Origin of the sequence: Campylobacter cuniculorum DSM 23162 = LMG 24588 (assembly GCF_002104335.1) — a bacterium.
Lineage (GTDB): Bacteria > Campylobacterota > Campylobacteria > Campylobacterales > Campylobacteraceae > Campylobacter_D > Campylobacter_D cuniculorum.
Map to the genome: position 1 here is coordinate 1382209 of NZ_CP020867.1, position 14725 is coordinate 1396933.

The window sequence follows — 14725 nt, forward strand, 5'->3', positions numbered from 1 at the left end:
AAACAAGTTCTAAGCTAAGCTTGACTTTAATTTTTTTGTTTGCTGTTTTCTTTTTTAGCTTTAAAGGCTTGTTTTAAGAGGGTAAGGGTGCGAAATAGACCTTGAGGTGTATGTTTGGATTTTTATTTATATCTTGTGAATTCTCTGCTTGTTTGCAAGTTTCTTGTTCCTCATTAAAAACCCATTCTTTTTGGGACATTTTTTCTTTTAAATCCTTTGTTCTCTCACAAAATGGATAAATGAGCCAAACTTCTTTTGCACCATAAAATTTCGCATAGGCAAAGACTTGATACAAATCGCTTTGGGAAATGCCAAATTTCTCATCATTGTTTGGAATTTTCCATTTTGTATCTGCGATGATTTTTTTATGATTTTTTTCTATCAGTAAATCTGGCTTTAAAGGAAAAAGTCCTTGTTTGCCATCTTCTTGTTTGTCATCATTAACATCAATAAGCATGTTTTTATGACGCACTTGTGCTGTGATTTCTAAAGCGGGATTGCTTCTTTTAGGGTTGCTTCTTTTAAACATAGCAGCCACATAATCCTCAAAAAGCTTCTCCATAGGAAAGAGCAAGGCATAAGCTTTGTCCTCTCCTTGATAGGGTGTGAAAGTCTTTCCTTTTAAGAAAAGCTGACACCAAGAAAGCAAGTTCTTATAATAATCATAATGCCTTGTTTGCTGACATTGCAGAAAATCCTTTTTGAAATTTTTTGAAAATTCCACGCATTCTAATCTTTCTAAAAAATTTTTTATATCGGATTCGTAATTTTTTGTTTTGGTCTTTAATAAAGCAAGAGTGGATTTTATAAGACGATTTGCGGGATTGTTTAGGATAAATTCATTGCTTTGAGTGAAAAATCGCTCTTTGTGAATGAAGTTGTATTTTAAATTTTGAGCAAAAAGCAATTTGCCCTTAAGAAAAGTTCTATTTTCCTCAATGCTTACATAATCGCGTTTAAAACCCTTTTTAAAAATCATTTCAAGTTCTTGTAAAAACATAGAAATGAAAATATCAAACAAAGGCATTTTTTCGGATTTTAAAGAAGAGAGTCTGCTCTCTTTAAAAGGGCTATTTTTTAGAGTCCTAAGAAGTTCAATTAAAAGTAATTTGGGATTTGGAAATTTATCAGTTGGAAATTTATCAAAAGATGGTTTTAGACTTTGAATGTCGTTTGAATATTCAAATTTATAGGCTTTTTTGAGTTTCTCCTGCAGTTCTTGCCGGTGCATCATTTTTTGGCTTTCTGCTTCAGAATTTTTTAAGCTAGAATCATTGTTTTTGTTTTCTAAAACTACTTTTGGATAAATCTCCAAAACACCGCTTTTTGTCTCTATCAAGCCCACATAATTTTTAACCCTTAATCTCTCTTTGCTCTTAAAGCCCAAAAAGGAAGAATGATTCTCATCTTTTGCAAAACTTTCAAGCTCTTTATAAAATTTTTCAGCCCGATTTTCAAGTTCTTGTTTTTTAGCTTGACGCATTAGCTCCTCTTTGTCAAAGCTTTGATATTCAATAACTTCAGCTCTTATTTTCTTCATTTGCGTCTTTCATATCATAAATTTTTTGATACTTCTTCTTAGCTTTTTCCCGAATTCCATCATCAAAAGAAGCGATTTTATAAATTGTTTTATCCTCATCGCCCAGCTCTTTAATTTCTGATGTAAGAAAATCTTGATTTTCTTCTTCTATCATACCATTATCATTTAAAACAGCCTTTATCTTTGCATAATCCTCATAAAAATACTCTTGCAAAAGAGAGATAATTTTTGTTTTAAAGACCTGTTCTAAGTCCTCTAAATTTTTTATATCCATAAAAAAGGCATGTCCTATTAGGTGTTCTCTATCAAGCAAAAATTCTATACGTTCATTCATGGCTTTTAAGAGTTCATTGAGTTTAATTCCCTCTATTTCTTCTAATTTTTCTGGCTCTGGCATCATTTCAATGAACTCAAAGCGTCTGCGTAAAGCTGTATCCATGAAAGCTATGCTTCTGTCTGCTGTATTCATTGTGCCAATGATATAAAGATTCTTTGGCACTCCAAATTCCTCTTGACTATAAGGCAGTTTAAGCTTTATTTCCTCTTTCGCACCCATTCTTTTATCTTCTTCAATCAAAGTGATAAGCTCACCTAAAATTTTAGAAATATTTCCACGATTAATCTCATCAATGATTAAGATATAGGGGTGTTCTTTGTCATTTTCTGCTTTCTTACAAAGTTCTTTAAAAATTCCATTTTTGACTTCGTAGCTGATTTGTCCGCTTTTATTATCACTTAAATTAGGTTTAATTCCCTCAACAAATTCCTCATAAGAATAGCTTTGATGAAAGGTGATAAATGCAATTTGTCCTTTTTCTTTGAAGTCATTGAATAATTTTCTTGCCTCATTTCTATCTTCTTTGCTATAACCCAAAATCTCTAAAGCCCTATCAATAGTGCTATAGGTCTTTCCTGTCCCGGGAGGTCCATAGAGAATTTGGTTAAGAGTGGCATGACTTAACAACTTTGTCTCTTCCTTTTTATCAAAAAATTTTTTTTTAAATTCCTCTTTATCAAAGCTTTTAAGAAACTCAAAGAGTTCTATAAATTTATCAATAATTTTATCCTTATCCTTCTCAAAATCCTCACTCACTAAACAACAATGATCATCATCATAATCTTTAAAAAATTTAAAATTCTTCTCCTGTTCTATTGTTTTAAATATCTTAGCATTAAAATCTTGTGTTTCAAATTTCTGTGCCGCATGAATTTTTAACACAAAAGCCGGTATTTTCGCTGTATAGCAAAACCAGATATAAATTCCTTCTTGTAAAGAAAGCTTTGAATTCGTAAATTCTTCTCCTATAACATCTGCTCTAAAAAAGCTAACAGAGGGATATTTTGTTAGATTTCCGCTACCAAAATTCACGCGAGTTTTGTAACCAAGCTTTTCAACAAGTTTATCAAATCCTTCTTCTAATTCCCTGTGCTTTGATCCTGAAGTTGTCGCGGTTCCCTCAGTATTTCTGCAATCATCCACACGAGAAATAAAATCTCTTAAAAGTTCTATAAATCGGTTTCTTTCCTCTATTGTAAGAGTCATCTTATATCTCCTTAAAAAATTTTTCTTATTATAACAAAAAAACAAAATCAAGCAGAAATTTTGAAAGCTTAGCTAAAAGAACAAATAGTTACTAGTGAGGCTGTCCGCTCTCCTCACACCTTAAGAGCCGGGCAGTAATAATTAAAAATTATCCGGCACAAATGCATATTCAGTAATTGCTAGAGAAATTTATCACAAGATAAAGATAAAAATCAAGCAAAATCATAGAGCTTCATAGAATCTCTAAGGGATTCTATGAAAGCATAGAGTGAGGCTATAAACATAGCCTTTAATGAAGTTTAAAGCCAAGCGTGAGCGACGTATTTCACCCAAGGAATGCAGATGACTAAGGTTGCGACCAAATAAATCATACCAAAGATGAAGCCAAGCTTCCAAAAGTCTTTTCCACTCACATAGCCCGAACCAAACCACACAGGCGAAGGTCCCGTTCCATAAGGTGTGAGGATGCCCATAACACCGAGTGAAAGCATAAGATAGAGTGTCACCTCTCTCACATAAGCAGGGTCAGGATTCACACTTGCAGCAATGGTGATAAACAAGGCTAAAAGTGCAGTAACATGAGCTGTTGTGCTTGCAAAGAAGTAGTGGAGTAAATAGAAAAGCACGACTAAGATAATCATCGCTGTGCTTGGATCAACACCTTGCAAATTTGCTTCACAAAGTTTGCCAACAAACTCCAAGAATCCGACATTTTTCAAGCCTCCCGCTAAAGTTACAAGAGAACCAAACCACGCCAAAACATTCCACGCTGCTTTATTGCCGATAATGTCTTGCCAAGTTACGATTCCTAATAAAACCATAGCAATCATCACGGTGAGTGCAACAGCTGTAGCGTTAATGAAGCTGCCTCCAAAAATCCAAAGCACAAGGGCAAACACAGCCAAACCTAGCATAAGCCATTCTTTTAAAGTTGTTTTGCCAAGTTTTTCTAACTCATCTCTTGCCCATTGTGCCGCTTCTGCAGAACCTTTAGAAGTTGGAGGATAGAAAATGTAAGCCAAAAAAGGAGTGGCTAAGAATAAGATAATCCCACAAGGTAAAAATGCCATAAACCAGCCCATCCAGCTTATCACTTCAACGCCTGATTTTTCCGCTGTTGTCATCGCAAGGAGGTTTGGTGCAAGTCCGGTAAAGAACATTGAGCTTGTGACGCAAGTGGCAGCCAAAGACACCCAAACTAAGTATCCACCCACTTTACGTGGCTCTTTATCGGGAAGACTTCCAAGCATAGGAGGAATCGAGCTTACTATAGGATAGAGAGTCCCACCACTTCTTGCTGAATTTGAAGGGATAAAAGGAGCTAAAATTCCATCGGCAATTGCGATAGCATAGCCAAGTCCTAGAGTTGTCTTGCCTAAAGCACGAAGCAAAATGAGGGCGATTCTTCTACCAAGTCCGCTTTTTTGGTAACCAAGTCCTATCATAAAGGCTGCAAAAATCAGCCAAATGGTCGCATCTGAAAAGCCCGCTAAGCCCCAAGATATGGCTGCAGCAGGTTTGACATTTGCATCAACTGCCCCGCTTCCCGCAGGTCCTATTCTAAACCAAATACAAATCCCAACGCCAATGAGTCCGACCAAAGCCGGTGGTACAGGCTCTAAAATAAGCCCTACAACAACGCCCATAAAAATGGCAAAATAGAGCCACGCATTAAAACTAAGCCCATCGGGTGTAGGTAGGATAAAAATCACTACAGCCACAATAACCGGTAATAACAATTTGACATAATTCATTACCTAAATTTCCTTTCCTTTGTTTTTTATGATTGCTTTGAGGCAACACAAAATTTTAAACGCAATATTATATTACTTTAAACTTAAAATAATTTAATTTTAGAATGCAAAAAAATATTTGCATTAAACGATGTAAAATTAGCTTTTTTTGTAATTTTTTTAGGCTGTCTTGTTATGATATTGTTTTGTTTTTATTTATAAATATTTGCTTTATATTTTTATATTTTAAAAATCGTTTTAAATTTTTTGATGGCTTGATTAAAAAACAAAATTATTAAGATTAAATTTACAAAAAATTTTATTTTTGTGCTAATATTTTGAAAAAATTTAAAATTTATTGAGAAAGTCATTGATGTTTTGGTTGATTTTTTATTTTTTATTAGCCGTTGTGGTTTCTTTTATTTGCTCTATTTTAGAAGCGGTTTTGCTTTCTATCACGCCTTCTTTTATGGAAAGTTATGCTCGAAAACATTTAAAAAGCGGCAAAATCATCAAGCATTTAAAAGCAAATATCGACAATTCTATCGGTGCAATTTTAGTGGTCAATACCTTTGCTAACACCGTTGGTGCAGCAGGAGTGGGGGCTCAAGCTGTAGAAATTTTTGGCGAAACTTGGCAGGGTTTTGTGGCTTTGTTTATGACTCTATGCATACTTTATTTTTCTGAAATTTTACCTAAAACCATAGGGGCGACTTATTATAAAATCCTTGTTTTACCCGCGTCTTATTGTATTGTTTTTCTTTATTGTCTCACTTTTCCTTTGGTTTATATTTCAAGAATTATCACTTATGCATTTAAAAAAAATAAAAACAATCAAATGACTCGTGATGAAATTCTAGCCATTACGGAGCTCGGTGAAAAAAGCGGTTCAATCAATGAACTTGAAAGCGATATTTTAGAACATTTACTCTTGCAAAAAAATCTTAGTGTTAAAGACATTATGACTCCTAAAGAAAGAATTTTTGCCCTCGATGAGCAAACAAGCATTGAAGAATCCTTAAAAAAGCTTAAATTTTCTCGCATTCCTTTATACGATGAAAAAAATCAAATCAACTCTCTTGTCTATAAACAAAATATTTTGCAAAAAAGTCTTGAAAATAAAGAAAAACAAACATTAAAAAGCATAGCTAAAACAATCACAAAAGTGGATTCAAATATGGCTTTGCTCGATTTGTTAGAAAAATTTATCACACAAAAAGAGCATTTGTTTTTAGTTGTAGAAAAAACTCAAACAGAAAAAATCATAGGCATTGTGAGTTTAAATGATGTGATTGAAGCAGTGCTTGGGGTTAGAAATTTACAAAGGGAGGATTAAATGTTTCTTTTGATTCTTTATTGTCTTATAGCCATTGTTTTTACTTTTTTATGCTCCATTATGGAATCTGTTTTTTTAAGCATCACTCCTTCTTTTGTCAATAGTTTTTCTAAAAAAAATCCTAAAATCGGAGCTTATTTAAAATATCTTAAAAATAATGTCGATGATGCAGAAGGTGCGATTTTAGTGCTCAATACCTTTGCTACCACCGCTGCCGCCACAGGGGTTGGGATTGAAGTTGCCCATATTTTTGGTTTGCAATATCAAGCTTTAGGTGCGACCTTACTGACTATCATTTTGATTTATTTTTCTGAAATTTTACCTAAAACCATAGGAGCGACTTATTGGAAAAATTTAGCTGTTTATGTTATTTTAGGCATACATTATCTTTTAAAAATCACCAAACCCTTTGTGAAGATTGCAAAACTCATCACGCATTTTGTGAAAACAAGCGGGGACTTACTCATAGCACGTGATGAAATTTTAATCGCAAGTCAAATGGGACAAAAGAGCGGCTCCATCTCAAAAAATGAAGAAAATATCATAGAAAATTTACTCCAGCTTAAAAATTATAAAGTTATAGATATACTCACACCGCGAAGTGTTGTCGTGGCTTTGCCTTATAATTGCTCTGTGCAAGAAGCTTTAAACACTCAAGGTCTGCATAATCATTCTTGCATTCTTGTCTATATGCAAAATCTTGATACCATCATCGGCGTCGTGCAAACGACAAAAATTCTAAAAACAGCAAAAAGCCACAAAGAGAAAAAAATTGTTGATTTGATGAAACCCGCTTATATCGTGCCTTCAAATCTCAATGTGCTCAATTTAATCAATCTTTTTATACTCAAACAAGAAAAGCTCTTTATCGTGCAAGACAGATACGCTCAATTTGCCGGAGTTGTAACCCTTGAAGATGCTATAGAAACGCTTTTGGGTAAAGAAATTGTTGATGAATTTGACGAGGCTGCGGATATGCAAAAAGTTGCCAAAGAAAAACTAGACCGCTTTAATTTTTTAAATAAAATCAAAAAGATATGATTGAGCCTTTTTCAAGGCTTAAATTGACAAATTTTCTTATCATTAAGCGGGTTTTTGTCAAATCTTATTGCAAATTTTTGATTTTATGACTTATTCTTAATTTTATAACTTAGGTTTTGAAATTTTTTGCTCTTTTATCATCACTTTGATTTTAATATAAAATTAAGATTTAATGTTAAAAAATTGATAAAATGTATAAAAAACTCATTTTTTTAATATTAACAATCCTTGCTTTGATTAAAGCATTTTAAATAAAATTTATCTATCAAAAGAATAAATGATGTTTTGATTTAAGAAATTTTAAAAGCAAAATTGAGTTAAAATTTAAAATCAATCACATTTTACAAAAAATAGCCCCCCCCCTATTTAAGAATGTTCTTCATCAAAAACAAAGTTCTCGTCACCAGACAATGCAAAAATAGATTTAAAATTTAAAGAAATTGATTTTGAGTTTTGTAAGGATAAAATATCAAATTTTAAATATTAAATTTTAGAATTTTACTTGTAAATTTTTTGCATTTTTTATAAAAATTTCTATAATTTATAGAATGAATTTATCAATTTATTTGTATAATTTTCATATTTGAAACTAAGGAAAAATTAATGAAAAAATATCTCTTAAGCTCATTTTTAGCACTCAATCTTTTTGCAAATGATTATTTTATAGAGCTTCATTTAAGTCCAAGTTGTGGTTGTTGTGAATCTTGGGCTGATTATATGCAGAAGAAAGACTATGAAATTAAATTTATCAAAACAAGAGATTTTTACAAAATTAAAGATGAATATCACATAAAACCACAATACCAAAGTTGCCACACAGGCATAATACAAGGCTATGTTATCGAAGGACATGTGCCTCAAAGTGCTATAAAATGGCTTTTAGAAAACAAACCTAAAAATGTGATAGGAATTTCTGCACCGGGTATGCCTTTGGGAAGTCCGGGTATGGAGCAAGGAGACAACACAGAAGAATATCCTGTCATTTTGCTTTTTAAAGATGGTTCGCACAAACTTTATGGGTATTTTAAAGGAGATGAGCTCACTCAAAAGGGATTGTAATTTAAATTTGGATTTGCAAACATTTATTTTTTTATCGATAGGCAATCCATCTATTTTTATATATTGAAACAAGTTAGATTTTTATCTGTTTAAATCTTTTTGCAAGATTGATAAATAAGCATTCGTTTTTTTAATGGCTTAAATTACGCCTAAAATATACCTTATAAATATGCTTCTTACCAAAAAACTAGAATCTTTGTAATAAAAAAAGTTAAAATACAATGATAAATACTGCATAAGAATTACAATAAAACTAATTTTTAACTCATTTTTAGTAAATCTCTTGTTTCAAGTGTTTTTAATATATAAGTCTTTTGTAAATTTCACCATTCTTTTTATAAAATTTAAGACTTAATAAGAAAATATTTTGTAGTTTATTTTTATATATGTTTTACAACATTTTTTTAAATAAAGTATTTTATTGTAATTTATTAATAAATTTTATAAGAATTTTGAGCAAGCTCTCTTAAAGAATAATCAGCAATTTTTTCATAGCTAAAACCTTCTTTGCTTAAAAAATCAAGCAGAATTTTTACCATAATTTTAGCAGCTTTGACAATTTCATCGGAAAGCTCAAAGCTCATTTCTTCTATACGCTTTGGAATGCAAGCTAGAATTTGGGTTTGAGGAAGGTCGCCGAGTAATTCTATGTATTGCAAGGTCTGAAGCATTTCTACTTCATGGGCACTTCCGCTCCAATGAATTTTTTTAGGCATAGCCTCATAAGGGAAAAAAAACACATCTCCTATTTTTGAATCATCTGCATCAATACAATCAAGCACTATCATTTTATCATATTGAACAATAATAGTGCTTAATTGCAAGGCTAGAGTCCCGCCATCAACAAAATCTATACTTGAAGTGGGATGAGAAAAACTATAATTTTTTTGGATTTGTTTGCAAAGATGAACGCCTAAGCCTTCATCTGCAAACATAATATTTCCAATGCCTAAAACAAGAAATTTCAATGTTTTTCTTCTTTGACAAATTTATATCCACTGACAATAGCATCTAAGCCACCATCTTTTCCTTTAACCGCATTAAAGACTGCCATATAAATATGCACAGGCACAAAAATCAAAATGACCCACATTAAAATTCTATGATAAGTCCTCACTTCAGCAAGTCCTCCAAGCATAGCCTCAATAGGTCTAAGTACATTATATAAAGTTCCTCCCAAACCCTCATGATAAGTGTGAGTATAAAGAACGAGTCCTGTTAAAATAATACCAAGAATCACCATATAAAAGAAAAAATAAGTTACAAATTGCAAAGGATTATAAACACCTCTTAAATGAGGATGTTTGCCTAAAAACATATAGAATTTAAGCTGCTGTATCCAAAGTTTGATATTAAAAATATCCAAAAAACTTATTCTTTCTTTGCGACTTATTTTATCGAAAAGAAAAAGATAAATTTTAAATATAATACAACCTATAAGAACAAAGCCTACAGCTTGATGAACTAAGCGGTATTTTGCTTGCATAAAATTCGTCGGCTCTCCTGTTTGTATAGGAGCTTGAAACACATAAGAAAGATAAAAACCTGTTCCTACTAGAATCACAATGCAAATGGCTCTAACCCAATGCGTCAAACGCAAACCTATACTAAATTCATATTCAGCTTTTCTTTGCAATTTTTGTTCTGAATTTTGATTTTGCATAAAAGCCCCCTTATACATTCACATTCACTTTATAATCATTCAAATGATTGCCCTTAGTATCCATAACATGAACTGAACAAGCTATACAAGGATCATAGGAGTGAATTTTTCTAATGATTTCAAGCGGTTGTTTTACATCAGCAATCTTAAGTCCAATCAAACATTGTTCATAACTTCCACCAACACCCTTTGAATCCTTTGGACTTGCATTCCAAGTTGAAGGCACAACAGCTTGCCAATTTTCAATGACACCATCTTTAATTCTACACCAATGACTCAAAGTACCACGAGGAACATTACCTATATAGCGACCCTTATATTCTTTGTTTTTATCAATCACATAAGGAGAACAAGTGCTCTCATCGACTTTTAAATTCTCTACTAAGTTATTAAAAGCTTTTAAAGTATTGTCTGCTACGATTTTTGCTTCCAAACAACGTGTCGCTGTTCTGCCTAAGGTGCTAAAAACTGCTTTTAAAGGAAGTCCTGTTTCTTTGAAAAAACCATCAACCACAGGAACGACATTTTTATTGCCCTTTGCATAATTCACAACAACATTTGCCAAAGGTCCCACTTGCATAGGCTCTCCATCATATCTAGGAGCTTTAATCCAGCTGTATTTGCCTTTCGTATCAAAGACCTTACTATGTGTATTTTGTCCGTGCTGATCTATGCTTTCTCCATCAATCAAACCTGTGTAATTTGGATTTGTTTTACCATCATAAGGATGTAAAGGCTCATCATCTGCATACCAAGAATGTGTAGCCTCTTCTGTGATTTTATCCTCTTCAACCTCATAAACTTTGCTGATATCACCATTTTTAATAATACCACTTTCAAAAAGCCATTCATCTTTTCCGATTTGAAATTCTTTAAAGGTAAAGAGATTGCTAACCCCGACATCATTTAAAACACTCGCTTCATTTGCATAAGCTTTTCCTGCCATAACTAAATCAGGATAATAAGCACGATTTACAAAATCCGCCACTTCTTGGAATTTAACCAAATACTCGCCCATTCTTGAAGGATTTAAAAGATCCATCACACAGGTTACTCCTCCTACGGTTAAGCTTTGCGGGTGAGGATTTTTAGCTCCAAAAATTGCCATACATTGAGCAACGATTCTTTGAATTCTTAAGCATTCAAGATAGTGAGAAAGAGCGATTAAATTTTCTTCCGGGCTTAAATGATAAGTTGAATGTCCATAATAAGCATTTGCAAAAGGTCCTAAATTTCCTTTTTCTACAAAAGTTTTGATTCTTTGTTGCACTTCTAAAAGTTTATCTGCACCCGTAGCATAAGGATTTGGCGTATATAAAAAGGCTATATCACTTGCTTTTTTTACATCGGCACTCAAAGCACTCACTATATCCACCCAGTCAAGAGCATGGAGTTGATAAAAATGCACTATATGGTCATGTAAAAATAAAGCCGCATTCATCAAAGTCCGAGTCAGCTGTGCGTTAAGTGGCGGAACGATTCCTAAGGCATCTTCAACGGCAACAATTCCTGCTTTATAATGAGAAAAGGTGCAAACTCCACAAATTCTTTGCGTCATAAAAGCCACATCTCTAGGATCCCTTCCCTTGACAATCACCTCAATACCACGCCATAGAGTTGAACCTGAATAAGCCTCTTGAACAACATTATTTTCATCAATAATAACCTCGACTCTTAAGTGTCCTTCAATTCTTGTAATAGGATCTACGATAATTTTTTGACTCATTTTTATTCCTTATCTTTTTGTGTAGAAGATATAACAGCATGTGCTGCAATCGCAACTCCGGTAAGACAAAGCACCCCGATACCAATTTTATCTGAAACACTATCCGCACCAAGCCCAAAAACCGTATCAAATTTATGCGAAGCCATAGGCTCTTCAAAAGGTCCCATTGCGTCCCAAAAACTCGGTTCAGAACAGCCGATACAGCCATGTCCGGCTTGAATAGGCCAAGACGTGTGTTGATTGAATCTTTCTCTTGAACAATTATTAAAAGTATAAGGTCCCTTACAGCCTACTTTATAGAGACAATATCCCTTTTTAGCTCCTTCATCACCAAAAGCTTGGACAAATTCACCCGCATCAAAATGTCCTCTTCTCTCGCAAAGGTCGTGAATTCTAAATCCATAAGCCCATTTTGGACGATTATAGACATCAAGGCTAGGAAGCTCTTTGAACAATAAAAGTTGCAATACATTACCCACAATATTTTTTTCACTTGGAGGACAGCCCGGCACATTAATCACAGTTTTATTTGTAACCTTACTTAAAGGTTGAGCATTACTCGGATTTGGTCTTGCTGCTTGAATTCCGCCAAAAGAAGAACAGGTTCCTATAGCTAAAATAGCCTTAGCATTATTAGAAGCTTCTTGTGCAATTTTATAACCTGTTTTTCCGTGTGGTCCAATGGTTAAATAAGATTCTGTATCTCCCATAGGAATTCCACCCTCAACCATTAAGACATAATTGCCTTTATGTTTTTCCATTGCACTTTCTAAATTTTCTTCAGCTTGCCAACCACTTGCAGCCATAACTGTTTCGTGATATTCTAAAGAAATATAATCAAAAATCAAACTATCAATCGTTGGAGTATCACTTCTTAATAAGCTTTCAGAACAGCCTGTGCATTCAGCCATATGAAGCCAAATCACAGGCAATCTGTCTGCAAGTTCAGCTGCTCTTGCCACCATAGGTGTTAAACTAGCTGGCAATGCTAAAAAGGCTGTCATAGCTCCTGCCCATTTCATAAAATCCCTTCGCGTAAAACCTGCTTTTTCTAAAGCCTTTGGAATAGAATTGTTAGATTTTAAAGAAGGAAGCTTTTCAAGCTCTGCTAAGCGAGACTTAATTTGCGTATAATCAACCATTGCTTCTCCTTAAATTATTATTTTAAATTATTCTCTAATATAATAAAGTAAAAAATTTTAAAACTAGATTAAAAATTTAAATTTATTTTAATTTTTAATTTATTGTTATAAGCCTTTTTTGAGTTTGCGTATCAAAAATCTTGCAGGATGAATGCAGGATACAAAATCCTTAAAAATTCCTAAAGGTTCATTGTTGATTAAAGCACAAAGATAACGAGCTGCTAAAACACTCGTGCTAAAAGCCCTTGAGCCGTGTGCGAAATTAAGATACAAATTAGGGATATTTTGAGGTGGAATTTGAGGCTTGTTTTTAGTCCATAACAAAGCTTTATAATTTTGTTTATAAAAATTTTCATCATAAGCAGCCCCAATTATAGCAAATCTATCGCTTGAATAAGACCTAAAACCCACTTTTGAACCTTTAATTTCAAGTTTTTCATCACCTTTTAAAAATTCTTTAATATTTTTTAAATTTTCATCATCATCGCTATTTTGAGGCAAAGGATTAGAATTAAGCCTATCATAACTTGCACCAATTACTTGCAAATCATCTTTTGCAGGACATATATAAGCCTTAGAAGAAAGAGCAAATTGTGTGTCGCAAAAGGGTTTTAAATGCGTTACTTGTCCGCGAACCTTACTCAACTTCATTTCTTCATAGGCTAAAAAGTCTTTTGTATCCGCTCCCATTGCGTAGATTAAGATTGAAAAATCTTCTTTTTTTAAATTGTTTTTGAACTTTAAAATGAATTTTTCGTTTTCATACTCAAAGCCTATAAATTCGTGATTAAAATATAATTTCGCCTCGCTAAGTTTAAACAAATCTGCAACAATTTTTTTAGGAGAAATTGCCCCTGCATCTTCTAAAAAAGCTTGATTTTTCTCAATTTTAAACAAGATATTTTGACTTTGAGCTAAAAATCTTTGCTCCATAGCCAAAGTATGGGCAAATTCAAACACTCCATTGAGATTTAAATTAAGAATTTTTTTATAAAAACGACTCGCTTCAATCAAAGCATTTTGCGAGAATTCTCCTAAAGCAACTTCAGGTTTTAAAATCAAAGAGCTTAAAATTCCACTCTCATTTCCGCTCGCACCTTGATTTAAAATTGAATTTTTTTCAAAAACACTCACTTCAAAATCTCTAAGTTTAAGCTCATAAGCTAGAGTTGCTGCACAAATTCCAGCTCCTATAATGGCAATTTTTTTATTAGGAATGCTTTGCATTACTCTTGCAAAATACGCTTCTTTGTCGCAATTTTGACTCTTTGGCTGAAATTTTGCCCTTATCATCTCTCTTTTTTTAAAGCCTCGTATTTTCTCAACAATAAAGCCATAATTTTTAAGATTTTTTTGCAAAAAACTCGAAGCAGAAAAAGTTAAAATTTGGGCATTTTCTTTAGAAAGTCTTGCCAAATGAGGCATTAAATCTTGCTCAAACATTGCTTTATTTTTACGTGGAGCAAAGCCATCTAAATACCAAATATCCGCTTGAAATTCAAGTTTTTTTAAAACACTCACATCATCAAAAATAAGATCTAAAAAACAATTTTTAAAATAAAAACGATAATACCCATGTTTGCATTTAGGATAAAAGAGTAAAAATTCCTCTAAATATTCTTTAAATTCTTCATAAATTCCAAGTTTTTTGTAGCATAATCTTAATTCTTCTTTTTCTATATAAAAACCCTCCACACTCACATAAAAAAGCCTTTTGGGAGCTTTTTTAGACTTAAAAAATCTTTGCAGGGTTAAAAAGAAATTTAAACCTATGCCAAAACCGAGTTCAGCAATGATAAATTCATCTTTTTCATCCCAATCAAAAGCTTCACTATAAATATATTTGCTTTCATTTATGCCATCATTTGAGTTAAAATAAAAATCATCAAAATCTAAAGAAAAAGGCGTGTTATTTTTAAAAACCAAACGAGCTTTTTTCACT

11 protein-coding genes are annotated in these 14725 nt (G+C 32.8%); 3 read left to right on the plus strand and 8 right to left on the minus strand.

The window, feature by feature from the left end; all coding sequences use genetic code 11:
• Window positions 1-73 precede the first annotated feature (73 nt).
• The 3 genes from CCUN_RS06835 to CCUN_RS06845 all read right to left on the minus strand — a co-directional run bounded on the left by CCUN_RS06835 (window position 74) and on the right by CCUN_RS06845 (window position 4837).
• The gene (locus CCUN_RS06835; RefSeq protein ID WP_027305896.1) at window positions 74-1540 is read right to left on the minus strand and encodes an McrC family protein; all 1467 of its coding nucleotides are present in this window, start codon (window positions 1538-1540) and stop codon (window positions 74-76) included.
• On the minus strand, window positions 1521-3083 hold the full coding sequence (locus CCUN_RS06840) for an McrB family protein (protein WP_051521717.1): 1563 nt from the start codon (window positions 3081-3083) through the stop codon (window positions 1521-1523). Before CCUN_RS06840 ends, CCUN_RS06835 begins: the two co-directional genes overlap by 20 nt.
• Before the next feature lie 299 nt (window positions 3084-3382).
• A complete protein-coding gene (locus CCUN_RS06845) occupies window positions 3383-4837 on the minus strand; it encodes a DASS family sodium-coupled anion symporter (protein ID WP_027305895.1) in 1455 nt (484 codons plus the stop codon).
• A gap of 352 nt (window positions 4838-5189) precedes the next feature.
• Between CCUN_RS06845 and CCUN_RS06850 the strand changes: the two genes are divergently transcribed.
• From CCUN_RS06850 to CCUN_RS06860, 3 genes are all read left to right on the plus strand, one after another.
• Window positions 5190-6152, plus strand: a complete 963-nt coding sequence (locus CCUN_RS06850; protein ID WP_051521716.1) for a CNNM domain-containing protein — start codon at window positions 5190-5192, stop codon at window positions 6150-6152.
• On the plus strand, window positions 6153-7193 hold the full coding sequence (locus CCUN_RS06855; RefSeq protein ID WP_035175843.1) for a CNNM domain-containing protein: 1041 nt from the start codon (window positions 6153-6155) through the stop codon (window positions 7191-7193). It abuts the gene before it with no gap.
• A gap of 603 nt (window positions 7194-7796) precedes the next feature.
• Window positions 7797-8252, plus strand: a complete 456-nt coding sequence (locus tag CCUN_RS06860; RefSeq protein WP_027305894.1) for a DUF411 domain-containing protein — start codon at window positions 7797-7799, stop codon at window positions 8250-8252.
• A 431-nt stretch (window positions 8253-8683) separates the two neighbouring features.
• Here the strand turns inward: CCUN_RS06860 and CCUN_RS06865 are convergent, their stop codons facing one another.
• The 5 genes from CCUN_RS06865 to mnmC form a co-directional block, all read right to left on the minus strand.
• On the minus strand, window positions 8684-9220 hold the full coding sequence (locus CCUN_RS06865) for a HyaD/HybD family hydrogenase maturation endopeptidase (RefSeq protein ID WP_027305893.1): 537 nt from the start codon (window positions 9218-9220) through the stop codon (window positions 8684-8686).
• Window positions 9217-9915 (minus strand): Ni/Fe-hydrogenase, b-type cytochrome subunit, encoded by a 699-nt coding sequence (gene cybH, locus CCUN_RS06870; RefSeq protein ID WP_027305892.1) that lies wholly within the window; start codon window positions 9913-9915, stop codon window positions 9217-9219. Before cybH ends, CCUN_RS06865 begins: the two co-directional genes overlap by 4 nt.
• 10 nt (window positions 9916-9925) lie before the next feature.
• Entirely contained in the window at window positions 9926-11641 is a 1716-nt protein-coding gene (locus CCUN_RS06875) for a nickel-dependent hydrogenase large subunit (protein WP_027305891.1), read from the minus strand.
• Between the two features lie 2 nt (window positions 11642-11643).
• Window positions 11644-12783, minus strand: a complete 1140-nt coding sequence (locus CCUN_RS06880) for a hydrogenase small subunit (protein ID WP_027305890.1) — start codon at window positions 12781-12783, stop codon at window positions 11644-11646.
• Window positions 12784-12888: 105 nt separating this feature from the next.
• On the minus strand, window positions 12889-14724 hold the full coding sequence (mnmC, locus tag CCUN_RS06885) for a bifunctional tRNA (5-methylaminomethyl-2-thiouridine)(34)-methyltransferase MnmC2/FAD-dependent 5-carboxymethylaminomethyl-2-thiouridine(34) oxidoreductase MnmC1 (RefSeq protein ID WP_027305889.1): 1836 nt from the start codon (window positions 14722-14724) through the stop codon (window positions 12889-12891).
• Window position 14725: the final 1 nt, after the last annotated feature.